Genomic DNA, 26,755 nt, shown 5'->3' with positions numbered 1-26,755 from the left:
ACCCATGCGTCGTACGACGACACTCACCGCTGCCGGCCTGCTCGGGCTGGCCCTGCTCGCACCGACCACGTCCGCCACCGCCGCGGCGCAGACCTGCCGCGGGGAGGCCGCGACCATCGTGGGCACCGGCGCGAAGATCACGGGCACGGAGGGTCGGGACGTGATCGTCACGGCCACGGCCGGTGTCGTGGACGCACGCGGCGGCGACGACCTGATCTGCGTCGCCATGACCGACACCAGCTCCAACGCGCTGTCCGTGGCCGCGGGCGCCGGGGCCGACGTGGTGGACACGACGGCGACCTCGGGGACCTACTACGTCTCGAGCGAGCTGGGGCCCGGCGCCGACTCGTACTTCGGGGGCAGCGTCAACGACACCGTCTACGGAGGCGACCGGGCCGCGCCGCAGACCGACACCGAGATCGACACGATCGACACCGGCGCGGGTGGTGACGGCGTCTTCACGGGCTCGCCCGGCACGCCCAACCGTGACGTCGTACGCCTGGGCGAGGGGCCCGACCAGCTCTACCTCGGCGCTCCCGCCCTCGCTGCGGACGCCGTGGTGGACGGCGGCGCGGGTGGCGACGCGCTGCGCCTGGCCGCCGGCGACGGCGACCTCGCCGTCGACATGGTCCTCGGCACCTTCACGACCGCCGCGGGGACCGCGAGCTTCGGCTCGTTCGAGGCCATCGACCTGAGCGTCGGCGACGGCACGGTGGGCTACCGGGGAACCGAGGGACCGGACGACCTCGACGTGCAGCCCGTGGACGGCACGCCCGTCCTGCAGGTGGCGACAGGCGGCGGCGACGACTCCGTCAGCGTCGCCCCAGCCACGATCGCGGCCGGGAGCCGCTTCGACGCCGGCGCCGGGCAGGACGACGTGGTCGCGGCGACCAGGACCGGCCGGCTCGCGGTCGACCTTGCCGGTGACCTCCTGGCCGTCGACGGCGTCGAGGTGCCGGCCCTGGGGGTGGAGCACGCCTGGCTGCTGGCTCCCACCGTCGCCATGACCGGCGACGCCGACGGCAACGACCTGACGTGGACCGGATGCGACGCCGTCCTGCGTGGCGGTCCGGGCGACGACAGCCTGCGGTGGGCCTACGACTCGCTCTTCGAGAGCTACGAGTTCGACTGCGTCGGCGACGCCTCCGTCGACGGCGGCGACGGCCGCGACACCGTCCGCGGCAACTCGGGCGACGACCGCCTCATCGGCGGCCCTGGGCGCGACCAGGTCGAGGGCCGGGGCGGCAGCGACCGCATCCGCGGCGGCGGCGGGAACGACGTCCTCGACGGCGGCGAGGGCCGTGACGACGTGCGCGGGGACCAGGGCCGCGACGTGCTGAGGGGCCGGGCCTCCGCCGACACGCTGCTCGGCGGACCGGGACGCGACACCGCCGACGGGTCGAACGGCCGCGACCGCTGCGTCGCCGAGCGCGAGCGCAGCTGCGAGCGGTGACCGCTCCCGCAACTCCGCGGCCGCCTCGCGCATCACACAACCCGACAAGCGACATCGATCTCCGAGGGACACCATGCGTCGTACGACACTGACCGCGGCCGGCCTGCTGGGCCTGGCCCTGCTGGCACCGACCACCGTCTCGGGCCCGGCAAGCGCCGCGGCCGAGACCTGCCAGGGCCGGCCGGCCACGGTCGTGGGCACGGCCGACCGCCCCGTCGCCGGCACCGACGGCCCGGACGTCGTGGTCAGCAACGGCGCGACGCGGGTCGACACCCTTGGCGGCGACGACCTGGTCTGCATCTCCGGCGAGCGCCACCCCTACCTGCTGGTCGACACCGGGGCGGGCAACGACGCCGTCGACGGGACGGTCTCGCCCCGGCAGGCGGTCTTCGCCACCCTCGGCACCGGCGCCGACTCCTTCCTCGGCGGTGGTGCAGAGGACCGGATCACCGTCAGCTACCCCGACGCCACCTCCGCGACCGCCGACGTCGTCGACGGCGGCGAGGGCTCGGACGCCCTGTTCCTGACGACCGGACCCGGGAGCGCCGTCGTCGACAACCTCGCCGGCCGGTTCACCTCCGACGGCGTCGTGCGGACGACGTGGAGCGGGCTCGAGGAGTTCTGGACCGGCGCCTCGACCGAGCCACGCCCGCTCACCTTCGTCGGCTCCGACGCCCACGAGGTCGTCGTGGACCGGAGCCGCGTGCCGTCGCAGGTGGACGTCGCGCTCGGCAGGGGCGACGACACCTTCCGCACAGGCGCGGCGCCGCTCGAGGGCAGCCGGGTCCAGGGCGGCTCCGGCCGCGACCTCCTCGGGGTCACCTCCGTCGACGTCGCGCTCGAGGTCGACCTCAAGCGCTACCGGATCGTCGTCGACGCCCCGACGTCCTACCGCGTCATCGTGCCCGACTTCGAGGACGCCGAGGTCGTCGCCCCTGAGCTCCTCCTCCGCGGCGACCCGGACCGCAACACGCTTGGGTTCACCGCGTGCCGCGCCGTGGTCAAGGGCCGCGAGGGCGGCGACAGCCTCCGGCGCACGTACGACCCGATCTTCGAGCCCGACCTCGACTGCCAGGAGTCCGCGCGCATCGACGGCGGACCGGGCGCGGACGCCATCACGGGCACGCGCGGCAACGACGTCGTCGCCGGCAACGACGGGCGCGACGTGCTCCGCGGCGGCAACGGCACGGACCGGCTCACCGGCGGCGGGGACCGCGACAGGGCCGACGGCGGCCTGGGCCGCGACCGGTGCGCCGCCGAGCGCGAGCGCCGCTGCGAGCGCTGACCGGTCGCGGCCCGCTCCGGCTAGGGTCGCGACCGTGGCGAGGTGGCGGTGGCGGCGTACGTCGCTGGGCGGCGAGTCCGACCGCGCCGCCTTCCGCGCGCTGCACAACGCCTCCCTCGCCAGCCCTGCGCTGCGGGAGGGGCTGACGTCGGCGAGCGCCGAGCGGTCCGTACGCCACCTGCGCGCGCTCCTCGGCACGCCGGCCGCCGGCCTGGGCGACACGAGCGGGCTGCTCGCGTGGGACGGGCTGGGCGGGCACCACCGCACCCAGCTGCCGGGCACGATCCAGCAGGTCGCCGAGACCGGGCGCACGATGATCGTCGACCAGCGGACGCTCGTCTGCGAGGACGGTGGCTGCGAGGTGCGCCAGGCGATCGTCAGCCCGCTGGTCGTCGAGGACACGCTCGTCGGGGCGCTCGTCGTGGGCGCCCCGCACACGACCGGGGGCCTCGTCCGGGCCGCCGACGAGGTGGCGTCGTGGGTCAGCGGCCAGCTCGAGCTGGCCGAGCTGGACCTGTCGCGCACGCGCCTGATGGAGGCGGAGGTCCGCGCGCTGCGGGCCCAGATCAGCCCCCACTTCATCTACAACTCGCTCGGCGCCATCGCCAGCTTCGTGCGCACCGACCCCGACCGCGCCCGCGAGCTGCTGCTCGAGTTCGCCGACTTCACCCGCTACTCCTTCCGCCGCCACGGCGAGTACACGACGCTCGCCGAGGAGCTCCGCTCCGTCGAGCGCTACCTGCTGCTGGAGCAGGCCAGGTTCGGCGACCGCCTGCAGGTGACGCTGCAGGTCGCACCCGAGGTGCTGCCGGTGGCGGTGCCCTTCCTGTGCATCCAGCCGCTCGTCGAGAACGCCGTGCGCCACGGCCTCGAGGCGAGCGCCGACAAGTCCGACGGCGTCGGACGGCTCTCCATCACCGCGCGCGACCTCGACCAGGAGTGCGTCATCGAGGTCGAGGACGACGGCACCGGCGAGGACCCCGAGCGGGTCCGGCAGGCGCTCGCCGGGGACACGTCGATGGACTCGGTCGGCCTCGGCAACGTGGACGCGCGGCTGCGCAACGCCTACGGCGACGACTACGGTCTGGTGGTCGAGACGGCCCCCGGTGCCGGCACCAAGGTGATCGTCCGGGTGCCGAAGTTCGCCCCCGGAGTGCAGGTGTGAGTGCAGGCATGAGTGCAGGCATGAGTGGTGTCCCGCCCCTGAAGGTCCTCGTCATCGACGACGAGCGGCCCGCCCTCGACGAGCTCACCTTCCTCCTCGGCCGCGACCCGCGCATCGGCGAGGTGCGCGGCAGCGACTCCGCCACCGAGGCGCTCCGGGTGCTGCAGGCCGAGGAGGTCGACGCGGTCTTCCTGGACATCCAGATGCCCGGCCTGACCGGGCTCGACCTGGCGCAGGTCCTCTCGCGCTTCAAGCAGCCCCCGCCGGTGGTCTTCGTGACCGCCCACGAGGAGCACGCGGTCGCCGCCTTCGAGCTGCGCGCCGTCGACTACGTCCTCAAGCCGGTGCGGGAGGAGCGCCTCGCCGAGGCCGTACGCCGCGTCGTGGAGGCCGGCGGCCCGGCACCGTCGGGCGACGTGCAGATCCCGGTCGAGCGCGGCGGCGTGACCCGGTTCATCAACCGCTCGGAGATCACCCACGTGGAGGCGCAGGGCGACTACGCCCGCCTGCACACCGCCGACGGGTCGCACCTGGTCCGCACGCCCCTCGGCTCGCTCGCCGAGCAGTGGGCCTCGGCGGGCTTCGTCCGGATCCACCGCTCCGTGCTGGTCGCGCTCCCCCACGTCGAGGAGGTCCGCAGCGAGGGCGGCCGGGTGAGCGTCGTCATCGGCGGCACCGAGCTCCCGGTGAGCCGGCGGCACACCCGCGAGCTCCGCTCGGTCCTGACCCGGCGCGACTCGTGAGCGACCAGCCGCCGCCCCGGGTGCGGGTCACGGGGCCGCCGCGGCGTCGCGCGGACGTCGTACGCTCCGCCGGGACGCGCGAGATCGACGCCGAGACCGCGCTCGGCGAGGTCTTCATGCGCTCGCTGCTGCGCGAGCAGCTCGTCCTGGCGCTGCGGGTGCTGGCCGCGCTCGCGCTGACGGTCGGCCTGCTGCCGGTGGCGTTCCACCTCCTCCCCGGCCTCGGCGAGGTGCACGTCGGGCCGGTGCCGCTGGCCTGGCTCCTGCTCGGGGTGCTGACCTACCCGTGGCTGGTGGTGCTCGGCTGGGTCTACATCCGCCGCGCCGAGAGCAACGAGCGCGACTTCGCCGACCTCGTGGGGACCGTCCTGCCGGAGGACGAGGCGTGAGCGCCCGATGAGGACCCGATGAGCACGGACGTCGTGCCCGGCGTCGTGGCGGTCGTGCTGGTGTCGCTCGCGACGCTGGTGATCGGCACGTGGGGGCTGCGCATCTCCCGCACCACCAGCGACTTCTTCGTCGCCTCGCGGACGGTCCGGCCCCGGCTCAATGCGAGCGCGATCGGCGGGGAGTACCTCTCCGCCGCGTCCTTCCTCGGCGTCGCCGGACTGCTGCTGGTCTTCGGCGCGGAGATGCTCTGGTACCCCGTCGGCTGGACCGCCGGCTACCTCGTCCTCCTGGTCCTCGTCGCCGCTCCGCTGCGCCGGTCCGGGGCCTACACGCTGCCGGACTTCGCCGAGGCGCGGCTCGGCTCCCGAGGGGTGCGCAAGCTGTGCTCGGTGCTCGTGGTGGGCATCGGCTGGCTCTACCTGCTGCCACAGTTCCAGGGCGCCGGCGTCACGCTGCGCGCCACGATCGGCGCACCGCCGTGGGCCGGCTCGCTCGTCGTCGCCCTCGTCGTGCTCGCGTCGGTCAGCCCCGGCGGGATGCGGTCGATCACCTTCGTGCAGGCGTTCCAGTACTGGCTCAAGCTGACGGCCCTCCTCGTGCCCGTCTTCGTGCTCCTCGCGGTCTGGCTGGCCGACGGTGCCGCCGACCCGGCGGCCGCGGCGCCGCGCTCGTGGTCGGTGCCGCTGGCCTCGCCGGGCGGCGGGATCGGGCTCTACACGACGTACTCGCTGATCGTCGCGACCTTCCTCGGCACGATGGGCCTGCCGCACGTGGTCGTGCGTTTCTACACCAACCCCGACGGCCGGGCCGCCCGCCGCACGACGCTGGCGGTGCTGGTGCTGCTGGGGATCTTCTACGTCCTCCCCCCGCTGTACGGCGCCCTCGGCCGCGTCTACGCACCCGGCCTGGTCGAGGGCCGGTCGGACGTGCTCGTGCTGGAGCTGCCGAGCCTCGTGGTCGGCGGCCTCCTCGGGGCCGTGCTCACCGGGCTGGTGACCGCCGGCGCGTTCGCGGCCTTCCTGTCCACGAGCTCGGGGCTGACGATCGCCGTGGCCGGCGTGCTGTCGCAGGACGTGACCGGACGGCGGTGGGGCCGCCACCGCCTCGGCGGGGTCGCGGCCTTCCGCGTGGCGGCCGCGGTCGCGGTCGTCGTACCCCTGCTCGTGTCACTGCCCGCGCAGGACGTCGCGGTGGCGCGGACGGTGGGCCTGGCCTTCGCGGTGACGGCCTCGACCTTCGCCCCGCTGCTCATGCTCGGCATCTGGTGGCGAGGCCTCACGCCGGCCGGCGCGGTGGCCGGCCTGCTCGTCGGCGGGCTGGGGTCGGGGGCCGCGGTGGCGTGGACCCTCGCGACCTCGTCGTCCTCGGGCTGGACCGCCGCCATGCTCGGCCAGCCCGCCGCGTGGTCCGTGCCCGCGTCGTTCCTCACGATGGTGGTGGTCTCCCGGGCGACCCGCGCCTCGGTCCCCGCCCACGCCGGCCGGTTCATGGTGCGGCTCCACACGCCGGAGGCCGTGGAGCTGGAGCGCGGCTAGCGGGGCACACGTGTCCGCGTTGTTGCCCTCCGGCGGTGGCTCCGAGGGCAGTTCCTCGGACACGTGTCCGCGTTGCTGCCCTCCGACGGTCGGTCCGAGGGCAGTTCCTCGGACACGTGTCCGGACTGCCCCCTCAGCCCCCGCGCACCCAGAGCTCGTTGCCGTCCGGGTCGGCCATCTCGACTCGACCGCCCAGCCGCCGGACGACCGTGGCGCCGAGTCCCACCAGCCGGTCCACCTCGGTGTCGAGGTCGTCGGCGACCAGGCAGAGGTACGTCCGGTTGGGACCGCGCCGCTCGTCGAGCGGCGGTCCGCCCCACGCGATCTTGTGCCCGCCCTGCGGCGGTGCGATCGCGGTCTCGCCGTCCTCGTCCCACACCAGCGGCCAGTCGAGGGCCACGGCCCAGAAGACGCCGACCTCGCGGGTGCCGTCGGCAGCGAGCTCGCCGAGGAACGCGGTGCCCGCGAGCCAGCGGTTGCCCTCCTCGGTGACGCAGAACGCGTTGCCCTCGGGGTCCGCGAGGACGACGTGGTCCTCGTCCGGCCGCTGCCCGACGTCGAGGTGCGACGCGCCCAGCGCGAGCGCCCGGGCCACGGTCTCCTCCTGCGTGGTGGTGTTGCTGGTCAGGTGGAGGTGGACCTGGTTCGGGAGCAGCACCGGCTCGTCGGAGGCGACGAACAACAGGTCGTAGGGAACGGTCCCGTCCGACTCCAGCGACGCCCCGGACCGTGCCCAGCCGAGGAGGTCGCCCCAGAAGGACGCGGCCCGCTCGGGGTCGGCGGCACGGACGGTCAGCGACTCCACGCGTACGGCCATCCCTGCAGGCTAGGCGCCTCGCCGCAGGTGCAGCCACCCACACTCAGGGCGGGGCCGCGGGGTGGGCACGGGCGTCCGGCCGTCGTGGTCCATACTGATCACGCGTCAGCCTCGTCAGGGGGGCCGGCTGTGCGGACGTGGTGTAGTTGCAGCACACTTCCCTTCCAGGGAAATGGTCGAGGTTCGAATCCTCGCGTCCGCTCCGGCCCTGACGGCTCCAGACCCGGTCCGCCCAGTCCGTCGAACGTGCCAGGTGAGCCCTCAGGCGACCGCGAGGCGGTAGCCCCGCTTCACGACCGTCACCACCGCCTTGGTGCCGATCGCCGCGCGCAGGCGCGCGACCGCCATCTCGACCGCGTGCTCGGAGCCGGCCCGGCCGCTGGGCAGCGCGGCCAGCAGCGCGCGTCGCGAGACCACGAATCCCGGGTTGACCAGCAGGGCGTTGAGCACCGACAGCGGCACCGGGGACAGCTCGACCGGCACCCCGTCGAGCAGCAGCGAGTCTGCGTGCACGATGAGGGTCCGCCCGTCCGCGAGGCGTACGTCGACGCCGTCCCGCCGTGTCGGCACCTCGGTTTCCAGCTGCTTGACCATCCCCGCCAGCCGGGAGCGGTCGGGGACGATCGTCGGCACGCCCCACATCTCGAAGGCCGCCTCCATGAGGGCGGCCACGGCGGGGTCGCCGCCGTGTAACAGGCATGAAAACTGCCCGGCACGACCTCACACGGTGAGCAGCTCCGGGCGCATGGCGGCCAGGGCCTCGAGCTGCCCAGGCGTGACGTACGACGGGTTGCTGCCGGCCGGCATCCGCAGCACCTCCATGGTGGACAGGTCCGGGTGCCCGACCAGCTCCGACCGTGGCAGCGGGTCGGTGAGCGGCTCGAGCGCCACCGGCATCACGCCGTCGGCCGCGGGGCCCGCGGTCCTGCCGTGCGCGTAGATGCCGGCGGGCAGGTCCGCCTCGGTGCCGCTGACCCACAGCAGCACCGGCTGCCCGGCCGCGACCAGCGCCGTCCGGTAGGTCGGTCGCACGCACCACGTCTCCACGCCGGTGAAGCCCGCGCGGACGTGGGCGATGGTCGACGGAGCGGCGCCGGTGGCCTTCACGAGCCAGGCACCGAGGGTCTCCGGGGTCAGCGCCCGTGCACGATCAGCCACGCCCTGAGGGTGGCACGCCGTCGACGTCCGGGGCGACTGCTGCCAACCTGAGCAGGTGAGCGAGTGGTTCCTTCCCGAGTCGGAACGGCCGTGGACGTCGGGCAACCTCGTGGTGCCGCGGGTCCACGGCGTCGACTACTTCGCGCGACTGGTCGAGGCCGTCTCGGCGACCGGTGCCGGCGACCGCATCTTCTTCACGGACTGGCGCGGCGACGCCGACGAGCGGCTGGCCGAGGACGGTCCCACGGTCGCCGAGCTGCTGCGGGCGGCGGCCGCTCGCGACGTGGAGGTGCGGTCCCTGATGTGGCGCTCGCACCCGGGCCGGCTCAACGGCGAGGAGAACGAGCACCTGGGCCGGATCATCAACGAGTGCGGCGGTGAGGCCCTGCTCGACGAGCGGGTACGGCGCGGCGGCTCGCACCACCAGAAGCTGTTCGTCGTGCGCCGCCAGGGCCGTCCCGAGGAGGACGTCGCGTTCGTCGGGGGGATCGACCTCTGCTACAGCCGGCGCGACGACGCGGCCCACGGTGGCGACCCGCAGGCTGCGCCGCTGGACGACCGCTACGGCGACGCGCCGCCGTGGCACGACGCGATGGCGGAGATCCGGGGACCGGCCGTCGCCCACGTCCTCGACACGTTCGCGGAGCGGTGGGACGACCCCACGCCGCTCGACCACCGCAACCCCTACCGCGCCGTCGCGCACCGGATCGCCCGCATGCCCCGCCATCCCGAGCCGCTGCCCGAGCGCTGGGACCCGCCGCCGGAGGCCGGGCGCCACCAGGTGCAGATCCTCCGCACCTACCCCCGCAAGCGGCCGGCGTACCCGTTCGCACCCGAGGGCGAGCGCTCGATCGCACGGGCGTACTCCCGCGCCTTCAGCCGGGCACGTCGGCTCGTCTACATCGAGGACCAGTACTTCTGGTCCGACGTGGTGGCCACGACGCTGGCCGACGCGCTGCGGCGCGAGCCCGGGCTGCACGTGATCGCCGTCGTGCCGCGGTTCCCCGAGGACGACACCCGGTGGGGCGGTCCCCCGATGAAGTACGGGCAGCGGCTCGCCTGGGACCGGCTGCGCGAGGCGGGCGGGGACCGGTTCGAGATGTTCGACCTGCACACCCCGCAGGGCACCCCGGTCTACGTGCACGCCAAAGTGTGCATCGTCGACGACCAGTGGATGACGATCGGCTCCGACAACCTCAACCTCCGCTCGTGGACCCACGACTCGGAGCTCACCTGCGCGGTGGTCGACCCGGACGACGAGCTGCCGCGCGGCCTGCGCACCTCGCTCTGGGCCGAGCACCTCGGCCTGGCCGACGACGACCCGCGCCTGGCCGACCTCGACGACCCGCTGTCGCTGTGGCGCGAGCGCGTCGACGCACCGGGCAGCCGCATCGGCCTGCACCGCCCGCCCCGGCTCTCGCGGCGTACGACGCTGTGGGCCCGCCCGACCTACCGCCGGCTCTACGACCCCGACGGCCGACCCCGCGGCCTGCGCGGGACGTCGGACTTCTAGGCGGCGCCCGCCGGTCCCGCGCCGGCGTCGATCCGCTGGACCCGCCAGCGCCGAGGCGCGACGATCAGGACATGTCGCAGCCGCCCTCGACCTGGGACGAGTCGCGCCACGCCTTCGAGGAGGCCGCGGCGTGGTTCGTCACGACCACCGCGTCGGTCGGGGACCGCTGGGACCGACCGGGACTGGGCGAGTGGGACGTGCGCAGCCTCGCCGGCCACACCAGCCGGGCCCTCCTCACGGTCGAGACCTACCTGTCCCGGCCCGCTGACACCGCGCAGGTCGCGTCGACGGCGGACTACTACGCGGCGACGCGGACCGTCGCCGGCGGGACCGACGTCGCGGCCCGGGGACGCGAGGCGGGCGCGGCGCTCGGTCCGGATCCGTCGGCGGCCGTGTCCGCCGTCGCCGCGCGGGTCGTACCCCTGCTCACCGCGTGCTCCGGCGCCGAGCTCGTCACCACCATCGCGGGCGGGATGCGGCTCGCGGACTACCTGCCCACCCGCACCTTCGAGCTGGTGGTGCACACCGCCGACCTCGCGCGGGCGCTGGACCTCCCCGCCGACCCACCTTCCACGGCGGCGTCGCACGCGTTGGCGCTCGCCTCCCGGCTCGCCGTCGACCGCGGGCTCGCGGGCCCGCTGCTGCTCGCGGCCACCGGTCGCGACGGGCTGCCGGCGGGGTTCTCCGTGCTGTAGCGCCCACCTCTGCCACCCTGATCGGGTGAGCGGCGAGCGGCCGACGTGGCAGGCGTACAACGAGGCGCAGCTGACCCGACCCGTCCGGCCACTGGCGAAGCGCCTGCTGGAGCACGCGGGCCCCGGCAACGGGCGAGCGGCCCTCGACCTCGGCTGCGGCAGCGGTGTGGAGACCCGTGCGCTGGTGGCCGCGGGCTGGCACGTGACGGCGGTCGACTCGGACCCCTCGATGCCGGACCGGCTCCAGGACCTGGTCGCCGGAGGGGACGTCACCGCCGTCGTGGGCGACCTCCGCGACGTTGCGCCGGGGCGGGTGGCGCTGGTGCACAGCAGCCTGAGCCTGCCGTTCGTCCCGAGCACCGACTTCGCGTTCGTGTGGGAGCGGGTCCGCCGGAGCCTGCTGCCCGGCGGCTGGCTCGGGGTGGACCTCTTCGGTCCGCGCGACGACTGGCACGGCACACCGGGGCTGAGCTTCCACCCGCGATCCGGCGTCGACCAGCTGATGGCCGGGCTCGAGGTCGTCGACCTCGTCGAGGAGGAGCGCGACGGCCCGTCCTTCGGAGGCGTGGTGAAGCACTGGCACACGTTCCACGTCATCGCCCGGCGACCCGGGGATGCGGAGGGCGCACCCTGACCCGCTGCCCGCTACCCAGCCGGGGGGCGTCCGCGGGCAGCCTCCCGACCAAGAGCGCGGAAGATCCGGGTCACCGGGTGGCTCGGATCTTCCGCGATGTCCCGGCGGTCACCGGATATCCGGTGACTCCGGAGCCGCCGGTGCTCATGCGACGAGCATCGTCACGTCGCGTGTCGGGCGCCCTCACGGTGCGGTGGCGACGCCGTCACATGGTCCTCACGGACTCACGCCACGACCCCGACCCGGCCCGCACCCGGCCCGCACCCGGCCCGCACCCGGCCCGCAACGCACGAGGAGCCCCGACCGCACAGGCGGTCGGGGCTCCTCGAAGCGAGATCAGGAGACGCGGACGTTCTCGGCCTGGGGACCCTTGGGGCCCTGGGCCAGGTCGAACTCGACCTTCTGGTTCTCCTCGAGCGACTTGTAGCCGCTGGACTGGATCGCGGAGAAGTGGACGAACACGTCCTCGCCGCCGCCGTCCTGCGCGATGAAGCCGAAGCCCTTGTCAGCGTTGAACCACTTGACAGTTCCCTGAGCCATGATCTGTTCCTTTGTTCTCGTGTCGGGCGCACTCTGCGCCCGCACCGCTGAAGACATCCATCCGTACTGATGTCCAGCGAACCGAAAACCAGGAAAAACGAGATACGAGCCGCGACGTCGTGTGCGGCCAGGACAGCGGACTGTCCCTTCAACGTGGTCCACCCTACGGCATCGGCGGCGCGGGTGGGGTTTCGGCGCCCCATCATCTCCTCAGCAGCAGCGCCGAGTCGCCGAACTCGTGCCAGAGGTAGCCCTCCGCCACGGCCGCGTCGTACGCCGCCTGGGTGAGCCCGGCGCCCGCGACGGCCTCCACCAGCAGCAGGTGCGAGGCCATCGGGTCGTGCCACCCGGTGACCAGGCCGTCGACGACGCGCGGCGGCTGCGCGGGCGTCACCACGCGCGAGGTCCAGCCCCGGCTCGCGACGACGTGCCGGCCGAGGACCGACGACTCCACGGCCCGGGTCGCCGTCGTGCCCACCGCGATCACGCGGCCGCCGTTGTCGCGGGCGCCGTTGATCACGCGAGCACTCGTCGGCGGCACCTCGAACCACTCCGGACCCGGCGCCTCGCCGGCCTCCTGCGAGGAGACACCGGTGTGCAGCGTGACCGGCGCGACCTGGACGCCCGCCGTGACCAGCCGGGTCACCAGGTCGGGGGTGAAGGGCCGGCCGGCCGACGCCATCTCGGCGCTGCCCGGGTGGGTGGCGAAGACGGTCTGGTAGTCGGCGAGGGGATAGCGGCGGTCGAGGTAGCCGTACGCGATCGGGCGCCCGTTCCAGTCGAGCTGGCGGTCGAGGTCGCCGCGCACCGCGGCGCGCCAGAGGCGGTTGCCGGACCCAGTCGGCGAGGACGCCCCACCCGGCCACGGGCCCTGCAGCACCAGGCGTACGTCCCCGACCGTCACGACCGCGCCGGGCACGGCGTCCAGGACGGCGCGGGCGGCGTCGGGCGCCGTGCGCAGCTCGACCACACGGTCGCCGTCCTCGAGGTGGTGGGCCACGTGGAGCACGACCGGCGCGCCGTCGAGGGAGGCGTCGACCTCGCCCGCGGTGGTCGCCGAGGTGTTCACCACGAGGACGTCGCCGGCGTGCAGGTGGGCGGCCAGGTCACGGAAGTGCGCGTGCTCCAGGCCGTCGGGGGTGCCGACCAGCAGCCGCACCTCGTCGCGCGCGAGGCCGCGCTCCTCCGCGGGCCGGGGCGCGAACGCGGATGCGGTGAAGCGAGTCTGCGGGGTCTCCGACAGCAGCATCACGACGCCTCCTGCACGGCGAGGTCCGAGGCGCGGTAGCGACCCGACGGCGGGCGGGTGCCGAGCAGGGCGAGCAGCTGCGGCACGACGCTCTCCGGCAGCGGCCGGTCGGAGATGTCCTCCCCCGGGAAGGCGTCCTGGTGCATGGCGGTGCGCATGTCGCCGGGGTCGACGGCATAGGCGGTCAGCCCCGTCTCGGCGGCGTAGGTCAGGGTCACGTGGTCGAGCGCGGCCTTGCTCGCGCCGTACAGCCCCCACCACTCGTAGTGGTTCACCGCCGCGTCGGAGCTGATGGACAGCACCACCCCGTCGGCCAGCCCGAGCCAGGGCAGCAGCGCGGAGGTGAGCACCAGCGGGGCACCGATGTTGGTGCGCCACACCTGCTGCAGGTCCGCGACGTCCACCTCGGCCAGCGGCCGCATGGGGAGGGGGCCGAGCGTGCTCGCGTTGTGGACCAGCAGGTCGAGCCGGCCGCGCGCCGCCACCTCGGCGACGAGGTGCGCCCGGTGCTCGGCGTCGGTGATGTCGCCGACCACCGCGGTGACCCCGTCGGGGAGCGCCGCGTCCGCGAACCGCTCCCCGGTCCTCCCGTCCGTCAGGACCTGCCAGCCCTGCTCCGCCAGTGCCCTGCTCAGGGCCAGTCCGAGACCGGCCGATCCTCCGGTGACCAGTGCCACCCGTGCTCACGTCCTCATGTTCATGGGGCTATCGTTCAAGTTGAAGTTAACTTGAGTTCAAGGGGTGACCATGGATCCTCGCGATCTTCTTCCGATGGGTGAGATCTCCCAGCGCAGTGGCTTCGCCGCGTCGGCGATCCGCTACTACGAGGCCGAGGGGCTGATCGAGGCGCACCGCTCGTCCGGTGGTCAGCGGCGCTTCGAGCGCAGCGTGCTGCGCCGCCTCGGCTTCATCCGCGCCGCCTCCAACGTCGGGCTGAGCATCGAGGAGATCCGCGACGAGCTCGCCCGGCTGCCCGGCAACCGCACGCCTACGAAAGCCGACTGGCACCGCATCTCGCGGCACTGGGGCGCCCGGCTCGACGAGCAGATCGCCGCCCTCCAGCGGCTCAAGAGCGGGCTCGACGGGTGCATCGGGTGCGGCTGCCTCAGCCTGCGCAGCTGCGCCTTCTCCAACCCCGGCGACTGGGTGGGCGAGCGCGGTCCCGGCGCCCAGCTGCTGCCCGACTCGCTCCGGCGACCGCACCCCACGAAGCGGTCGGGGTAGTCGCCCCGGTCGTCGCCGCGCTGGGAGGATCGGCCCATGACCGACGGCTACGAGATCCGCACCGACCTCGCCGAGATGGACCTCGACCTCGTGCACGAGTGGCTCAGCACCGACGCCTACTGGGCGCTCGGACGCAGCCGGGAGAAGATCGCGACCGCCGCCGAGCACTCGCTCAACTTCGCCGCCTTCACGACCGACGGGCGGCAGGTGGCGTACGCCCGCGTCCTCACCGACCACGCGAACTTCGCCTGGCTCTGCGACGTGTACGTCGACCGTGGCCACCGCGGCCAGGGCCTGGCGCGGCGGCTGGTGGACGCCGTGCTGGCGGCCGTCGAGCCGATGGGTCTCAGCCGCGTCGTCCTGGCCACCCGCGACGCCCACGCGGTCACGCGCGGGCCGGCTTCACCCCGCTGGCGGAGCCGGGGACGTTCATGGAGCGGCGCACCTGACCGGACCGGGCACCCTCACTCGCGGACCGTGAAGAGGGTCAGCTGCATGCCGTCCGGAGCGGCCACGCGCGCGTTGCGGTCGCCCCAGGGCGTGTCGACGGCAGGGGCGACCGGGGAGGCGCCCGCACCGGCCAGCGCCGCCGCCGTGGCGTCAGCGTCCGGCACCCGGAGCGCGAGGCGGACCGTGCCGGAGACCCGGCGGCCGGCCTCGAGGTCGTCCACCATCGCCGCCTGGCGCTCGTCGAAGAGCTCGAGCGTGGCGCGGCCCGCGTCGAGCAGCAGCACCCGCCCCTCGTCGCTGCTCCAGTCGGCCACCTCCGGCAGCCCCAGCGCGTCGCGGTAGAGCCGCACCGCCGCGTCGAAGTCGTCGACGGTGAGGGTGATCCGGAGCTCCTGCAGTTCGGTCATGGACCGATCCTCGCGGCTCACGTGCACCTGAGGTCAACAGAACCGGGCTGCGGTCAGCCGCGCAGGCCGTCCTTCAGCTCCGCCAGCGCGTCGTCGAGCGACACCAGCGGCGCCCAGCCCCACCGGCGGGCCCGGTCGGCGACGATCTGGCCGGTCCACGCGGGCTCGTCGTCCCACGTCGGCTCCAGCCCCAGCGCCTCCGTGACCGCGCCGACGTAGTCACGCTGCGTCGCCGGGCTGCTCGCGGCGTTGACCGGCGTGCAGCCCCCCGCCACCGGTCCCCGGTCCGGGTCGTCGCCCTCCGCGACGGCGCCGGTGGCGACGTCCGCGACCAGCGCGGCCAGGTCGTCGACGTGGATCCACGCGAAGGTCGCCTCCGGCACGGCGTGGCGTTGGCTCTCGTCGTCGCGCATCCGCTCGGGGCGCAGGGTGTTCCACACGGACGACCCACCGCGGCCGAGGATCGCCGGCGGTCGCACCAGGACGCGGGTGGTGCCGCTCAGCCCCGCGAGCGCGGCGTCGACGTCACGCTTCACCACGGCGTAGTCGCCACCGTCCTCCCCGACGAGCCGGCCGTCCTCGTCGGCGTCACCGGCGCCGGGGCTGCGGTCGTAGACGCCGGCCGTCGAGATGTAGACGTGCCGGGCGACGTCGGCAGCCACCGCGGCGCTCGCGATGGCCATCGTGCCGTCGACACCGACCCGGCGCTGGCTCTCGCGGTCGTCGCCCATCGGGTGCACGGTCGTGACGAGTGCGTCGGCACCGGCGACCACGGTCTCGGCGAAGCCGGGGTCGGCGAAGTCGCCCACGTGCTCCTCCACGCCGGGGCCGTCCGGCGCGGTGCCGGCCCGGCGTACGACGGCACGCACCGTCGCGCCCCTCTGGCTCAGCGCGCGGACGACGTGGCTGCCCACGAGGCCGTTGGCTCCGGTCACGACGACGAGAGGAGAAGTCATGCGTCCCACGATGACACCGGCCCCGAAGCGGCTCCGGACCGGCCCGGCTCCCTGCCCGGGCGGCGCCCGGGCGGCGGGCGGCCCCGACCGCTCGTCGTACGACACCGACCGCTGGGCGACCAGCCGCGCCCACCGGCCGACCGGGGGCCGTCCTCCCCTCCCCCGGCCGACGTGACCGGTGTCACGGTGACGGCGGTCACACCCGGTGGCCGACCCGTGCTCGGAAGGACGCGATCGTGACAGAGCAAGAGCAGGCCGCGCGCCACGACCCCATCTACGACCGCTTGCACGCGACACCCGAGTTCGCCGAGCTGCGACGCCGCTACCGCGGCTTCGTGTTCCCGGCGACGGTCGCGTTCCTGGTCTGGTACCTGCTGTACGTCATCCTCTCCAACTGGGCCGGCGACTTCATGTCCACCCAGGTGGTCGGCAACATCAACGTGGCCCTCGTCTTCGGGCTGCTGCAGTTCGTCACCACGTTCGGCCTCGCCTACATGTACGCCCGCTTCTCCCAGTCCAAGCTCGACCCGCTGGCCCGCCAGCTCGACGCCGAGTACCGCAAGGGGGGCGACGCCTGATGGACACCCAGGTCCTCACCACGATCCTGTTCCTCACGGTCGTCGCGCTCACGGTCGGCATCACCTTCTGGGCGAGCCGCCAGACCAAGACTGCGGCCGACTACTACTCCGGCGGGCGCTCGTTCTCAGGCTTCCAGAACGGCCTGGCGATCGGCGGCGACTACATGTCCGCCGCGTCGTTCCTCGGCATCTCCGGTGCCATCGCGCTCTACGGCTACGACGGCTTCCTCTACTCCATCGGCTTCCTCGTGGCGTGGCTCGTCGCGCTGCTGCTCGTCGCGGAGATGCTGCGCAACGCCGGTCGCTACACGATGGCCGACCAGCTCGCGTTCCGGATGCGGCAGCGCCCGGTCCGCACGGCCGCGTCGATCTCCACCGTCGTGGTCTCGATCTTCTACCTGCTGGCCCAGATGGTGGGCGCGGGGACGCTCGTCGCGCTGCTCCTCGGCGTCGACAGCGAGGCCGTCAAGAACCTCACCATCGTGGGCGTCGGCGCGCTGATGATCTTCTACGTCGTCGTCGGCGGCATGAAGGGCACCACCTACGTCCAGATCGTCAAGGCCGTGCTGCTCATGCTCGGCTCGGCGCTCATCGTGGTGCTCGTGCTCGCGGAGTTCGACTTCAACCTGTCGAAGCTGCTCGGCGCGGCGGCCGACAACTCCGGCAAGGGCGAGGCGTTCCTGCAGCCCGGCCTGCAGTACGGCGCGACGCTGACGTCGCAGATCGACTTCCTGTCGCTCGGCCTGGCCCTCGTGCTCGGCACCGCCGGCCTGCCGCACATCCTCATCCGCTTCTACACGGTGCCGACCGCGCAGGACGCGCGGAAGTCGGTGCTCTGGGCGATCGGGCTCATCGGCGCGTTCTACCTGATGACGCTGGTGCTCGGCTTCGGCGCCGCGGCGCTGCTCGACCGCAGCCAGGTCGACCCGCTCGAGGGCGGCAACCAGAACCTCGCCTCCCCGCTCCTCGCCGAGGCCGTCGGTGGCGGCGAGGGATCCACGGGCGGCGCGATCCTGCTCGCCCTCATCGCCGCGGTGGCCTTCGCGACCATCCTCGCGGTGGTCGCCGGCCTGACCCTGGCCAGCTCCTCGTCGGTGGCGCACGACCTCTACAAGGGCGTCATCAAGAAGGACGAGCCCGTCACCGAGAAGGAGGAGGTGCGGGTCGCCCGCATCGCCGCCTTCGTCATCGGAGCGGTCGCCATCGCCCTGTCGATCCCCGCGCAGCGGCTCAACATCGCGTTCCTGGTGGCGCTCGCCTTCGCGGTCGCGGCGTCCGCCAACCTGCCGGCGATCATCTTCAACATGTTCTGGCGGCGCTTCAACACGCGCGGCGCGACGTGGAGCATCTACGGCGGCCTCATCGCGGCCGTCGGCCTGGTGTTCTTCTCGCCGGTGATGTCGGGCCTGCCGACGTCGCTCTTCCCGGACTCCGACTGGTCGATCTTCCCGCTCAACAACCCGGGCATCATCTCGATCCCGATCGGCTTCCTGCTCGGCTACATCGGCACCATCACGTCGAAGGAGCCGGAGGCCGAGGACCGCTTCACCGAGCTCGAGGTCCGCGCCCTCACCGGCGCCGGCGCCGAGCAGGCCGTCCAGCACTGACGCCGTACGCGGTCGCACACCCGTGACCCCCTCGCCGAGCCGGAGTAGGTTCGGCGAGGGGGCACGACCCCACAGACGCACAGCCCCAGGAGAGAGCCTTGTCCGAGCAGACCCTGTCCAACCTGTCCCGCGAGGAACGACGCTTCGAGCCCCCGGCCGACCTGGCCGCGAACGCCAACGTCACCGAGGAGGCGTACGCCCGTGCCGACGAGGACCGCGAGGCCTTCTGGGCCGCCGCGGCCGACCGGCTGGACTGGGGCCAGCGGTGGGACCAGGTCCTCGACTGGTCGAACCCGCCGTTCGCCAAGTGGTTCGTCGGCGGCACCCTCAACGCGGCGGTCAACTGCGTGGACCGCCACGTCGACGCCGGCAACGGCGACAAGGTCGCGCTGCACTGGGTCGGCGAACCGGACGACGACACCCGCGACATCACCTACTCCCAGCTCAAGGACGAGGTGTCCAGGGCGGCCAACGCGCTCACCGAGCTCGGCGTGCAGAAGGGCGACCGGGTCGCCATCTACATGCCGATGATCCCCGAGGTCGTCGTCGCCATGCTGGCCTGCGCCCGCCTCGGCGCACCCCACACCGTCGTGTTCGGCGGCTTCTCCGCCGACGCCCTCGCCTCCCGCATCACCGACTGCGAGGCGCACGTCGTCATCACCTCCGACGGCGGCTACCGCCGTGGCGCGGCCAGCGCGCTCAAGCCGGCCGTCGACGAGGCCGTCGAGAAGACCGGTGACCTCGTGCGCAACGTCCTGGTCGTGCGCCGGACGGGCCAGGACGTCGACTGGCACGAGGGCCGCGACGTGTGGTGGCACGACGCCGTCGACAACGCCTCGCCCGACCACGAGGCCGAGATGCACGACTCCGAGCACCCGCTCTACGTCATGTACACCTCCGGCACCACCGGCAAGCCCAAGGGCATCCTGCACACCACCGGCGGCTACCTCACCGGGACGTCGTTCACGCACTGGGAGGTCTTCGACCTCAAGCCGGAGACCGACGTCTACTGGTGCACCGCCGACGTCGGGTGGGTGACCGGCCACTCCTACATGGTGTACGGGCCGCTCGCCAACGGCGCGACGCAGGTGATGTACGAGGGCACGCCCGAGAAGGGCCGCTGGTGGCAGATCGTGCAGGACTACAAGGTGACGATCTTCTACACCGCCCCCACCGCGATCCGGACCTTCATGAAGCAGGGCCGCGAGATCCCCGACGGCTACGACATGTCGTCGCTGCGCCTGCTCGGCTCGGTGGGCGAGCCGATCAACCCCGAGGCCTACGTCTGGTACCGCGAGGTCATCGGCGGCGACCGCTGCCCGGTGGTCGACACCTGGTGGCAGACCGAGACCGGCCAGATCATGATCAGCCCGCTGCCCGGCGTGACCGCCGGCAAGCCCGGCTCGGCGATGAAGGCGCTGCCCGGCGTCGTCGCGGACGTCGTCGACGACGAGGCCCGCTCCGTCGGCAACGGCAACGGCGGCTACCTCGTGCTCAAGGAGCCGTGGCCCGCGATGCTGCGCACGCTGTGGGGTGACGACCAGCGGTTCAAGGACACCTACTGGTCGCGCTGGGAGGGCCTCTACTTCGCCGGCGACGGCGCCAAGCTCGACGAGGACGGCGACGTCTGGCTGCTCGGCCGCGTCGACGACGTGATGAACGTGTCGGGCCACCGGCTCTCCACCACCGAGATCGAGTCGGCTCTCGTCTCCCACCCCAAGGTCGCCGAGGCGGCCGTGGTGGGTGCCGCCGACGAGACGACCGGTCAGGCCGTGTGCGCCTTCGTCATCCTCCGCGAGTCCGCCGGCGACGGCGGCCCCGACATCGTCGAGGAGCTGCGCAAGCACGTGCAGAAGGAGATCGGCGCCATCGCCAAGCCGCGCCAGATCATGGTCGTGCCGGAGCTGCCGAAGACCCGCTCCGGCAAGATCATGCGCCGCCTGCTCAAGGACGTGGCCGAGCACCGCGAGGTCGGCGACGTGACCACCCTCGCCGACTCCACGGTCATGGACCTGATCAAGGACAAGGAGGGCTCGGCGCCCTCGGAGGACTGAGGTCTCGCCCCTCGCTGGCTGCGTCATACGAGCCCGCACCTGGTGGTGCGGGCTCGTGTGACGCTCAGGACGACGACGCTCAGGACGACGACGCTCAGGACGACGACGCTCAGGACGACGACGCCGCGGCGTCCTCCGGTACGTCGTCGTGGTCCCGCCCGCGGGTCGCCGCCAGCAGCGCGACCACGCCGAGGACGGCGGCGAGCAGCGAGGCCAGCAGGATCGCGATCTTCGCCTCCTCGGTCAGCAGCTCCTCGCCGGGGAACGACAGCCCCGCGATGAAGATCGAGACGGTGAATCCGATGCCGCCGACCGCGCCGAGTCCGGCGACCATCGGCCAGGTGGTGTGGTCGGGCAGCCGGCCGAGCCCGAGGCGTACGGCCAGGAACGACGCCACCAGGATGCCGACCGGCTTGCCGAGCACCAGGCCCAGCACGATCCCGATCCCCACCGGCTCGGTGAAGACCTTGCCGATGGCCCCGAGCTCGACGCCGGCGTTGGCCAGGGCGAAGACCGGCAGCACGACGTAGGCCGACACCGGGTGCAGCGTGCTCTGCAGCCGCTCGACCACCGACACCGACTCCTTGAGCAGGAAGCGCAGCTTGACCAGCTCCTCCGGGTCGAGGGTGTTGTCGCGCAGCGCCTCGCGGGCGTGCTGGCGCGCCACCTCCTCGTTGAGCAGCGGCACGGCAGGCGCGAGCAGCCCGATCGCGACGCCGGCCAGGGTGGCGTGGACGCCGGACTCGAGCAGGGCGTACCAGACACCGACACCGAGGACGGCGTACAGCACCATCGTCCAGATCCGCAGCCGCCGCGCGACGACCATCACCGCCAGCAGCAGGAGCGCGATCGCGAGCCAGGTCAGCGACAGGTCGCTGGTGTAGAAGACGGCGATGACCAGGATCGCGCCGATGTCGTCGACGATCGCCAGGGTCAGCAGGAACAGCCGGGCCGCCGACGGGATCCGGCGCCCGAGGATGCCCAGGACGCCGACCGCGAACGCGATGTCGGTGGCCATCGGGATGCCCCAGCCGGCGGCGCCGTCGCTGCCCGGCGGGTTGAGGGCGAGGTAGAGCCCGGCCGGCACGAGCATCCCGCCGACGGCGGCGACGATCGGCAGGGCCGCGGTCTTGGGGTCACGCAGGTCGCCGTTGACCAGCTCGTACTTGATCTCCAGGCCGACCACGAAGAAGAAGATCACCATGAGCGCGTCGTTGACCCAGTGCTGCAACGACTCGTCGAGGTGCAGCGGGCCGACGTCGAGGACGAGGTGGGTGTGCCACAGCGCGTCGTACGACGACGCCCACGGGCTGTTGGCCCACACCAGCGCGACGGCCGCCGCGAGGAGCAGCAGCAGCGAGCCGGCGGCCTCGACGCGGAGGAACTCGCGCACCGGTCGCGCGACGAGCCGGGCGAGCGGCTTGTCGCTCGCGATGTAGACGGGACCGGACTCCCAGAGGTCGTCGTCCACGCGTGGTGGGACGCGCGGCGAGTCGGTGGGTGAGTCGTGCGGGTCGTGGGGTGAGGCCATGCGGCGGCGCATCCTTCGGGGGTCGTCGGGGCACTGTCACCGCGGACTCGCGCCACGGGCCGACCAGACTTCCCGGCTCACCTGCGGCCCAGTCTAGACGGACACCGGGCGCGGGCAGACCCGTTGGTAGGGTCGCAGAGACAGCCCCCGGCGTACACCGAAGGACCGCATCCCATGTCGACCCGCCTGACGACCGACCCGGTCAAGGACTCCGACCCCACCCTCGGCAAGCTCGTCATGGACGCCCAGCGCGACATCTCGTCCCTGGTCTCCAAGGAGATCCAGCTCGCCAAGACCGAGCTCAAGGTGAGCGTCAAGCACGGCGGCGTCGGCATCGGGCTGTTCGCCGCAGCGGCGTTCCTCGGCCTGCTGGCCGTCATCATGCTGTCGGTCGCGTTCGCCTACTTCATCCACTGGAACGGCGACGGCCTCGACCTGCAGTGGGCGTTCCTCATCGTCTTCGCGGTCTACCTCCTCGTCGCCGCCCTCCTGGCCTTCATCGGCGTCCGGCAGGTCAAGAAGGTCAAGGCGCCCGAGCGCGCGATCGAGCAGGGCAAGCAGATCCCGCAGGCGCTCAAGGGCCACGGCTGACGCTCAGCGCACGCAGGTCCCGGTGTCGACCGGCGCCTGCCGCGACAGGCCCGACGCCGCAGCCTCGGCGACCTGGTCGGCGGTCAGTGCGTAGCCGGTGTCCGGGTCGCTGACCGACGCGGCGAAGACGACGCCGGCCACGTCACCGGCCGAGGTGATGATCGGCCCGCCGGAGTTGCCGGGCCGGATCAGCCCGCGCAGGGAGAAGACCTGCCGGATGACCGTGCCCTCGCCGTAGATGTCGGGCGAGCGCAACCGCTGCTCGGAGCGCACCCGGCCGGACTGGACGTCGTAGGGACCGTCCTCGGGGTAGCCGAGGACCGCCACCGGGTCTCGGGGCCGGACCTCGGTGTCGAAGGCCAGCGGCGGCACGCCGCCGTCGGGCAGCGAGAGGACGGCGACGTCGAGGTCGGCGTCGTAGAGCACGACCGACGCGACCACCGAGGACCCGGCGACCTCGACCTCGGGGCGGGTCACGCCCGCGACGACGTGGGCGTTGGTCATCAGGCGCCCGGGCGCGTAGAAGAAGCCGGTGCCCTCGACGCCGCTGCCGCAGCCGTTGGCGCCGCGCACCTTGACCACGCTGCTCTCGGCGGCGAGGACGTCGGGGTCGGTGAGCATGCGCGGGTCGCCGGGCTTGACGGCGACGATGCGCTCAGGGGCGAACGGCTCGAGGTAGCGCGGGAAGAACGTCGTGCCGACCACGTTGTTGAAGGTCTGCAGGACCTTGCTGGAGTCCGACGGCAGCGTGCGGTTGACCTCGGCCAGGATCGTGGAGTCGCGCACCAGCGGCGTGATCGCGCCGATGCGGGTGCCGGAGACCGCGACGCCGAGCGCCCAGGCGACGAGGAGCACGGCGACCGCGCTCAGCACCGAGCCGCCGATCGCGTCCACTGCCCGGATCGGCTGCCAGGTGATGCGGTCGCGGATCTTGGCGCCGACGTACTGCAGGACAGCCTGTCCCAGCGACGCCGAGACGATCACGATGAAGAGCGCGCCGAGGGAGACCCACAGCGACGGGGCGGCGTCGCCGAGCGCGAGCGGCGCGGCCCAGATGCCGACCAGGCCGCCGAGGAGCAGGCCGGCGGTGGCGCAGGCGCCGGTGATGAAGCCCTGCCAGTAGCCGGAGAGGGCATAGATCCCCACGAGTGCGACGAGGCACCAGTCGAGGACGTTCATGCGCTACTCCTCGAGCTTGGTGTTCTGCGCCGGGTCGGGGGCGAGGTCGGTCTGCCGGGGTTCACCTTGCAGCATGTGGTCCGGCAGGTCACGCACCCGCGCCCGGTCCCAGTCCTCGCCCCAGCCGAGGTAGGAGAACAACCGGGCGATGATCCCGGCCGTGAAGCCCCACAGGATGACGTCGCGCCCGGGCCCGATGAGGAACCCCGGCCCGGTCCAGCCGCTGGGGTGGCGGACGTTGATCCGGTTGTCGGGGTCGAGCAGCTCGGCGATCGCGACGTGGTGGATCTCGTGCACCTCGTCGGGGCTGGCGATGCGCACCTCACCGCGGTCGCGCCAGTAGCCGAGGACCGGGGTGACCGCGAAGTTGCTGGGCGGCAGCCACAGCTCGGGCAGCTCGCCGAAGACCTCGACCTCCGACGGCACGAGCCCGATCTCCTCGTGGGCCTCGCGCAGGGCCCCCTCCACCGGCGTCTCCCCCGCGTCGAGCGAGCCGCCCGGGAACGACACCTGGCCGGGGTGGGAGCGCATGTGGTGTGCGCGCTCGGTGAGCAGCAGCTCGCCGCGGTGGGCGAGGTCGTCCGGCGTGGTGGGGTCGGCCTCACGGTCGGCGAAGACCATCAGCACGGCGCCGCGCCGGGGGTCGCTGTCGTCGGGCGGCATGAAGCGGGTGAGCTCGTGGACGGTGATCGTCGAGGCGGCCGCCACGACCGGGGACAGCCAGGTCGGCAGCGCGCTGCCGACCGCCGGGTCGCTCACAGGTCGATCCCGAGGTGCTCGGCCACGAGGTCCTCGACCTCGCCGACCGACGCCACGCCGCCGGAGTCCTGGCCGACGACCGTGCCGTCGGCGTCGACGAAGAGGAAGACCGGCAGGCCACGACGGGCGATCGCGAAGGTCTCCTCGGCCATCAGGTCACCGCCCGGGTCGGCGATCGAGGGGTAGGTCGCCCCGGTCTCCTCGGCCAGCGCGAGCGCGCCGTCGGGGTGGACGTCGTTGAAGTCGATGCCGAGCACGGCCACCTGCTCGGCGTGCTGCTGGTGGAACTCCTCCAGCGCCGGCATCTCCTCGCGGCACGGACCGCAGTTGGCCTGCCAGAGGTTGATCACCATCGGCCCGCGCAGCGTCGACAGCTCCACGTCGGGACCGCCGCCGAGGCACGGCAGGGTCACCTCGGGCAGCCCACCCGCCACGGGCTCACCGGTGCCGGGCCGGCAGTCGTCCATCCCGATGCGCGCCTTGACCTCGCGCAGCGCCGGCGTGTCGACCTCGACGTCGGGAGGGCGTACGTCGACCCCGCCGGCGTCGGACGAGCACGCGGCCAGCGGGACGGCGAGCAGCAGGGTCGCGAGCGTCCTGCCGAGGAGCTCGGTCATGCAGGTCCCTGGGTGGTGACCAGCTTCTCCGCCTCGACCGGGTCGGTGGGGCCGGTGCCGTAGGAGGGGCAGAGGCGCGCCACGGGGCAAGCGCCGCACGCGGGCTTCTTGGCGTGGCAGCGGCGCCGGCCGTGCCAGATGAGGTGCTGCGACAGCGGCGTCCAGTCGCGCTTGGGGAACAGCGCGCCGACGGCGTGCTCGACCTTGACCGGGTCGGTCTCCTCGGTCCAGCCGAAGCGGCGCGCCAGCCGGCCGAAGTGGGTGTCGACGGTGATGCCCGGGAGCCCGAACGCCTCGCCGCGGACGACGTTGGCCGTCTTGCGACCCACGCCGGGCAGGGTGACGAGGTCCTCCAGCCTGCTCGGCACCTGGCCGTCGAACCTCTCGACCAGCGCCTGGCTGAGCTTGAGCAGCGACTCGGTCTTCTGCCGGAAGAACCCCAGCGGGCCGAGCAGCTGCTCCATGTGCTCGCGCGGGGCGGCGGCCATCGCCTCGGGCGTCGGGTAGGCCGCGAACAGCGCCGGGCTGGCGGCGTTGACGCGCCGGTCGGTGGTCTGCGCGGAGACCACCGTCACGACGAGACACTCGAAGGGGTTGGTGAAGTCGAGCTCGGTCGCGGCGTCGGGATAGGTCTCGGCGAGGATGCGGTCCATCTTGCGGGCCCGGCGCACGAGCGACGTGTTGGGCTTGACGGGCACGATCGGAGCAGGCACGCGCTCAGCCTACGGTGGCCCTCCGACACCGCCCGAACGGACGCGATGCGGGGCCGACACCCGTGGGAGTGGCCCTTGTGACCCGGACCACGGCTAGGATCGTGCCGATCCCGGCCGTCCGGCAAGAGGCACGCAACGGGGCGCACCTACATGGAGGAATGACGTGGACAACGACGTGCTTCGGCAGGCACCGCTGTTCAGCTCGCTCGACGACGAGGCGGCGACTGCACTGGGCGGTTCGATGGCCGAGACCACGCTCCGTCGTGGCGACGTCCTCTTCCACGAGGGCGACTCGGGCGACAAGCTCTACGTCGTCACCGAGGGCAAGGTGAAGCTCGGCCGCTCGTCCTCCGACGGCCGCGAGAACCTGCTCGCCATCATGGGTCCTGGCCAGATGTTCGGCGAGCTCTCGCTCTTCGACCCGGGTCCGCGCTCGGCGACCGTCACGGCCGTCACCGATGCCACCTTCGCCTCGCTGTCCCACGACGACCTGCTCAAGTGGCTCGAGGGCCGCCCCCAGGTCGCGCGTGGCCTGCTGTCGCAGCTCGCCGGACGCCTGCGCAAGTCCAACGACGTCGTCGCCGACCTGGTCTTCTCCGACGTCCCCGGCCGCGTCGCCAAGGCGCTGCTCGACCTCGCCGACCGGTTCGGCCGCACCGCCGACGACGGCGTCCACGTGCACCACGACCTCACGCAGGAGGAGCTCGCCCAGCTGGTCGGCGCCTCCCGCGAGACGGTCAACAAGGCCCTCGCCGACTTCGCCTCGCGCGGCTGGCTGCGCCTCGAGCCCCGCTCCGTGGTCATCATGGACCTCGAGCGGCTCTCGCGCCGCGCCCGCTGAACCTCCTCCCGACTTTCTCCGCCGCACTGACCCCCGAAGCGCCGCCCGCGGGCGTCGTACGTCGTGAAGGG

The 26,755-nt window shown here is 73.1% G+C and carries 28 protein-coding genes, 1 tRNA gene and 1 pseudogene; 17 read left to right on the top strand and 13 right to left on the bottom strand.

Annotated elements, in window-relative coordinates:
- The first annotated feature begins 4 nt into the window (after positions 1–4).
- The 6 genes from SHK17_RS01595 (at position 5) to SHK17_RS01570 (ending at position 6,571) form a co-directional block, all read left to right on the top strand.
- Positions 5–1,453 carry a calcium-binding protein gene (locus SHK17_RS01595; protein ID WP_322920852.1) on the top strand — a complete coding sequence of 483 codons (1,449 nt, stop codon included), beginning with the start codon at positions 5–7 and terminating at the stop codon, positions 1,451–1,453.
- A 73-nt stretch (positions 1,454–1,526) separates the two neighbouring features.
- The gene (locus SHK17_RS01590) at positions 1,527–2,738 is read left to right on the top strand and encodes a calcium-binding protein (RefSeq protein WP_322920851.1); all 1,212 of its coding nucleotides are present in this window, start codon (positions 1,527–1,529) and stop codon (positions 2,736–2,738) included.
- A gap of 34 nt (positions 2,739–2,772) precedes the next feature.
- Positions 2,773–3,903 (top strand): sensor histidine kinase, encoded by a 1,131-nt coding sequence (locus tag SHK17_RS01585; protein WP_322425704.1) that lies wholly within the window; start codon positions 2,773–2,775, stop codon positions 3,901–3,903.
- 20 nt (positions 3,904–3,923) lie between these two features.
- Positions 3,924–4,646 (top strand): LytR/AlgR family response regulator transcription factor, encoded by a 723-nt coding sequence (locus SHK17_RS01580; protein ID WP_322425705.1) that lies wholly within the window; start codon positions 3,924–3,926, stop codon positions 4,644–4,646.
- Complete coding sequence (locus SHK17_RS01575) at positions 4,643–5,035, top strand: hypothetical protein (RefSeq protein WP_322425706.1); 393 nt, start codon at positions 4,643–4,645, stop codon at positions 5,033–5,035. The genes SHK17_RS01580 and SHK17_RS01575 overlap by 4 nt, the downstream gene beginning before the upstream one ends.
- An 18-nt stretch (positions 5,036–5,053) precedes the next feature.
- Positions 5,054–6,571, top strand: coding sequence for a sodium/solute symporter (locus tag SHK17_RS01570; protein WP_322920850.1), 1,518 nt, complete (start codon positions 5,054–5,056; stop codon positions 6,569–6,571).
- Between the two features lie 133 nt (positions 6,572–6,704).
- On the opposite strand, the gene SHK17_RS01565 is transcribed toward SHK17_RS01570, so the two are convergent.
- Entirely contained in the window at positions 6,705–7,388 is a 684-nt protein-coding gene (locus SHK17_RS01565; protein ID WP_322920849.1) for a VOC family protein, read from the bottom strand.
- Positions 7,389–7,519: 131 nt separating this feature from the next.
- Here SHK17_RS01565 and SHK17_RS01560 point away from each other — a divergent pair.
- Positions 7,520–7,590: transfer RNA gene (locus SHK17_RS01560), tRNA-Gly, on the top strand.
- Positions 7,591–7,649: 59 nt separating this feature from the next.
- Here the strand turns inward: SHK17_RS01560 and SHK17_RS01555 are convergent.
- Complete coding sequence (locus tag SHK17_RS01555) at positions 7,650–8,060, bottom strand: winged helix-turn-helix domain-containing protein (protein WP_322920848.1); 411 nt, start codon at positions 8,058–8,060, stop codon at positions 7,650–7,652.
- Between the two features lie 48 nt (positions 8,061–8,108).
- Entirely contained in the window at positions 8,109–8,546 is a 438-nt protein-coding gene (locus tag SHK17_RS01550) for a hypothetical protein (protein WP_172269038.1), read from the bottom strand.
- A 55-nt stretch (positions 8,547–8,601) separates the two neighbouring features.
- Here SHK17_RS01550 and SHK17_RS01545 point away from each other — a divergent pair, with 55 nt between their 5' ends.
- From SHK17_RS01545 to SHK17_RS01535, 3 genes are all read left to right on the top strand, one after another.
- The gene (locus tag SHK17_RS01545; RefSeq protein WP_322920847.1) at positions 8,602–10,059 is read left to right on the top strand and encodes a phospholipase D family protein; all 1,458 of its coding nucleotides are present in this window, start codon (positions 8,602–8,604) and stop codon (positions 10,057–10,059) included.
- A gap of 71 nt (positions 10,060–10,130) precedes the next feature.
- Entirely contained in the window at positions 10,131–10,754 is a 624-nt protein-coding gene (locus SHK17_RS01540; RefSeq protein ID WP_322425710.1) for a maleylpyruvate isomerase N-terminal domain-containing protein, read from the top strand.
- A 25-nt stretch (positions 10,755–10,779) separates the two neighbouring features.
- Entirely contained in the window at positions 10,780–11,388 is a 609-nt protein-coding gene (locus SHK17_RS01535; RefSeq protein WP_322920846.1) for a class I SAM-dependent methyltransferase, read from the top strand.
- Positions 11,389–11,724: 336 nt separating this feature from the next.
- Here SHK17_RS01535 and SHK17_RS01530 read toward each other — a convergent pair whose 3' ends face one another.
- From SHK17_RS01530 to SHK17_RS01520, 3 genes are all read right to left on the bottom strand, one after another.
- Positions 11,725–11,928: a cold-shock protein gene (locus tag SHK17_RS01530; RefSeq protein WP_172269030.1), complete on the bottom strand. Its 204-nt coding sequence runs from the start codon at positions 11,926–11,928 to the stop codon at positions 11,725–11,727.
- A 202-nt stretch (positions 11,929–12,130) separates the two neighbouring features.
- Positions 12,131–13,177 carry an S-adenosylmethionine:tRNA ribosyltransferase-isomerase gene (locus SHK17_RS01525; RefSeq protein WP_322922000.1) on the bottom strand — a complete coding sequence of 349 codons (1,047 nt, stop codon included), beginning with the start codon at positions 13,175–13,177 and terminating at the stop codon, positions 12,131–12,133.
- The gene (locus tag SHK17_RS01520; protein ID WP_322920845.1) at positions 13,177–13,854 is read right to left on the bottom strand and encodes an SDR family oxidoreductase; all 678 of its coding nucleotides are present in this window, start codon (positions 13,852–13,854) and stop codon (positions 13,177–13,179) included. The genes SHK17_RS01525 and SHK17_RS01520 overlap by 1 nt, the downstream gene beginning before the upstream one ends.
- Before the next feature lie 94 nt (positions 13,855–13,948).
- Here SHK17_RS01520 and soxR point away from each other — a divergent pair, with 94 nt between their 5' ends.
- Positions 13,949–14,401, top strand: a complete 453-nt coding sequence (soxR, locus tag SHK17_RS01515) for a redox-sensitive transcriptional activator SoxR (RefSeq protein ID WP_322920844.1) — start codon at positions 13,949–13,951, stop codon at positions 14,399–14,401.
- A gap of 36 nt (positions 14,402–14,437) precedes the next feature.
- Positions 14,438–14,719 (top strand): annotated as a pseudogene (locus SHK17_RS21145) (GNAT family N-acetyltransferase); the annotation flags it as partial.
- Between the two features lie 146 nt (positions 14,720–14,865).
- Here the strand turns inward: SHK17_RS21145 and SHK17_RS01505 are convergent.
- The gene (locus SHK17_RS01505) at positions 14,866–15,258 is read right to left on the bottom strand and encodes a VOC family protein (protein ID WP_322920842.1); all 393 of its coding nucleotides are present in this window, start codon (positions 15,256–15,258) and stop codon (positions 14,866–14,868) included.
- Between the two features lie 53 nt (positions 15,259–15,311).
- On the bottom strand, positions 15,312–16,214 hold the full coding sequence (locus SHK17_RS01500) for an NAD-dependent epimerase/dehydratase family protein (protein ID WP_322920841.1): 903 nt from the start codon (positions 16,212–16,214) through the stop codon (positions 15,312–15,314).
- 236 nt (positions 16,215–16,450) lie between these two features.
- On the opposite strand from SHK17_RS01500, the gene SHK17_RS01495 reads away from it, so the two are divergent.
- The 3 genes from SHK17_RS01495 to acs all read left to right on the top strand — a co-directional run bounded on the left by SHK17_RS01495 (position 16,451) and on the right by acs (position 20,453).
- Entirely contained in the window at positions 16,451–16,792 is a 342-nt protein-coding gene (locus SHK17_RS01495; RefSeq protein ID WP_322920840.1) for a DUF485 domain-containing protein, read from the top strand.
- Positions 16,792–18,399, top strand: coding sequence for a solute symporter family protein (locus SHK17_RS01490; RefSeq protein WP_172269008.1), 1,608 nt, complete (start codon positions 16,792–16,794; stop codon positions 18,397–18,399). Before SHK17_RS01495 ends, SHK17_RS01490 begins: the two co-directional genes overlap by 1 nt.
- A gap of 98 nt (positions 18,400–18,497) precedes the next feature.
- Positions 18,498–20,453, top strand: a complete 1,956-nt coding sequence (gene acs / locus SHK17_RS01485) for an acetate--CoA ligase (RefSeq protein WP_322425719.1) — start codon at positions 18,498–18,500, stop codon at positions 20,451–20,453.
- Between the two features lie 109 nt (positions 20,454–20,562).
- Here the strand turns inward: acs and nhaA are convergent, their stop codons facing one another.
- Positions 20,563–21,984, bottom strand: a complete 1,422-nt coding sequence (gene nhaA, locus SHK17_RS01480; protein WP_322920839.1) for a Na+/H+ antiporter NhaA — start codon at positions 21,982–21,984, stop codon at positions 20,563–20,565.
- A 174-nt stretch (positions 21,985–22,158) separates the two neighbouring features.
- Between nhaA and SHK17_RS01475 the strand changes: the two genes are divergently transcribed.
- Entirely contained in the window at positions 22,159–22,575 is a 417-nt protein-coding gene (locus tag SHK17_RS01475) for a phage holin family protein (protein ID WP_172269001.1), read from the top strand.
- 3 nt (positions 22,576–22,578) lie between these two features.
- Here the strand turns inward: SHK17_RS01475 and SHK17_RS01470 are convergent, their stop codons facing one another.
- Genes SHK17_RS01470 through nth form a run of 4 tightly spaced genes read right to left on the bottom strand, consistent with a single transcriptional unit; the run spans position 22,579 to position 25,783 of the window.
- Positions 22,579–23,754 (bottom strand): MarP family serine protease, encoded by a 1,176-nt coding sequence (locus SHK17_RS01470; RefSeq protein ID WP_322920838.1) that lies wholly within the window; start codon positions 23,752–23,754, stop codon positions 22,579–22,581.
- Positions 23,755–23,757: 3 nt separating this feature from the next.
- Complete coding sequence (locus tag SHK17_RS01465; RefSeq protein WP_322920837.1) at positions 23,758–24,513, bottom strand: NUDIX hydrolase; 756 nt, start codon at positions 24,511–24,513, stop codon at positions 23,758–23,760.
- Positions 24,510–25,130: a TlpA family protein disulfide reductase gene (locus SHK17_RS01460; protein WP_322920836.1), complete on the bottom strand. Its 621-nt coding sequence runs from the start codon at positions 25,128–25,130 to the stop codon at positions 24,510–24,512. The genes SHK17_RS01465 and SHK17_RS01460 overlap by 4 nt, the downstream gene beginning before the upstream one ends.
- Positions 25,127–25,783: an endonuclease III gene (nth, locus tag SHK17_RS01455; RefSeq protein ID WP_322425755.1), complete on the bottom strand. Its 657-nt coding sequence runs from the start codon at positions 25,781–25,783 to the stop codon at positions 25,127–25,129. Before nth ends, SHK17_RS01460 begins: the two co-directional genes overlap by 4 nt.
- A 223-nt stretch (positions 25,784–26,006) precedes the next feature.
- On the opposite strand from nth, the gene SHK17_RS01450 reads away from it, so the two are divergent.
- Positions 26,007–26,684 carry a Crp/Fnr family transcriptional regulator gene (locus SHK17_RS01450; RefSeq protein WP_056601912.1) on the top strand — a complete coding sequence of 226 codons (678 nt, stop codon included), beginning with the start codon at positions 26,007–26,009 and terminating at the stop codon, positions 26,682–26,684.
- Positions 26,685–26,755 lie beyond the last annotated feature (71 nt).

Source organism: Nocardioides renjunii (assembly GCF_034661175.1).
Lineage (GTDB): Bacteria > Actinomycetota > Actinomycetes > Propionibacteriales > Nocardioidaceae > Nocardioides > Nocardioides renjunii.
Note: the sequence above shows the minus strand (reverse complement) of the source record. Positions and strands in the feature narration are given on the sequence as shown.

Coding starts and splice junctions, on each gene's coding strand:
- SHK17_RS01530 (WP_172269030.1), bottom strand. CDS start 11,928: ATGGCTCAGGGAACTGTCAAGTGGTTCAACGCTGACAAGGGCTTCGGC.
- SHK17_RS01460 (WP_322920836.1), bottom strand. CDS start 25,130: ATGACCGAGCTCCTCGGCAGGACGCTCGCGACCCTGCTGCTCGCCGTC.
- SHK17_RS01590 (WP_322920851.1), top strand. CDS start 1,527: ATGCGTCGTACGACACTGACCGCGGCCGGCCTGCTGGGCCTGGCCCTG.
- nhaA (WP_322920839.1), bottom strand. CDS start 21,984: ATGGCCTCACCCCACGACCCGCACGACTCACCCACCGACTCGCCGCGC.
- SHK17_RS01475 (WP_172269001.1), top strand. CDS start 22,159: ATGTCGACCCGCCTGACGACCGACCCGGTCAAGGACTCCGACCCCACC.
- SHK17_RS01490 (WP_172269008.1), top strand. CDS start 16,792: ATGGACACCCAGGTCCTCACCACGATCCTGTTCCTCACGGTCGTCGCG.
- nth (WP_322425755.1), bottom strand. CDS start 25,783: ATGGACCGCATCCTCGCCGAGACCTATCCCGACGCCGCGACCGAGCTC.
- SHK17_RS01500 (WP_322920841.1), bottom strand. CDS start 16,214: ATGACTTCTCCTCTCGTCGTCGTGACCGGAGCCAACGGCCTCGTGGGC.
- SHK17_RS01525 (WP_322922000.1), bottom strand. CDS start 13,177: ATGCTGCTGTCGGAGACCCCGCAGACTCGCTTCACCGCATCCGCGTTC.
- SHK17_RS01570 (WP_322920850.1), top strand. CDS start 5,054: ATGAGCACGGACGTCGTGCCCGGCGTCGTGGCGGTCGTGCTGGTGTCG.
- SHK17_RS01580 (WP_322425705.1), top strand. CDS start 3,924: ATGAGTGGTGTCCCGCCCCTGAAGGTCCTCGTCATCGACGACGAGCGG.
- SHK17_RS01540 (WP_322425710.1), top strand. CDS start 10,131: ATGTCGCAGCCGCCCTCGACCTGGGACGAGTCGCGCCACGCCTTCGAG.
- SHK17_RS01595 (WP_322920852.1), top strand. CDS start 5: ATGCGTCGTACGACGACACTCACCGCTGCCGGCCTGCTCGGGCTGGCC.
- SHK17_RS01470 (WP_322920838.1), bottom strand. CDS start 23,754: ATGAACGTCCTCGACTGGTGCCTCGTCGCACTCGTGGGGATCTATGCC.
- SHK17_RS01565 (WP_322920849.1), bottom strand. CDS start 7,388: ATGGCCGTACGCGTGGAGTCGCTGACCGTCCGTGCCGCCGACCCCGAG.
- soxR (WP_322920844.1), top strand. CDS start 13,949: ATGGGTGAGATCTCCCAGCGCAGTGGCTTCGCCGCGTCGGCGATCCGC.
- SHK17_RS01505 (WP_322920842.1), bottom strand. CDS start 15,258: ATGACCGAACTGCAGGAGCTCCGGATCACCCTCACCGTCGACGACTTC.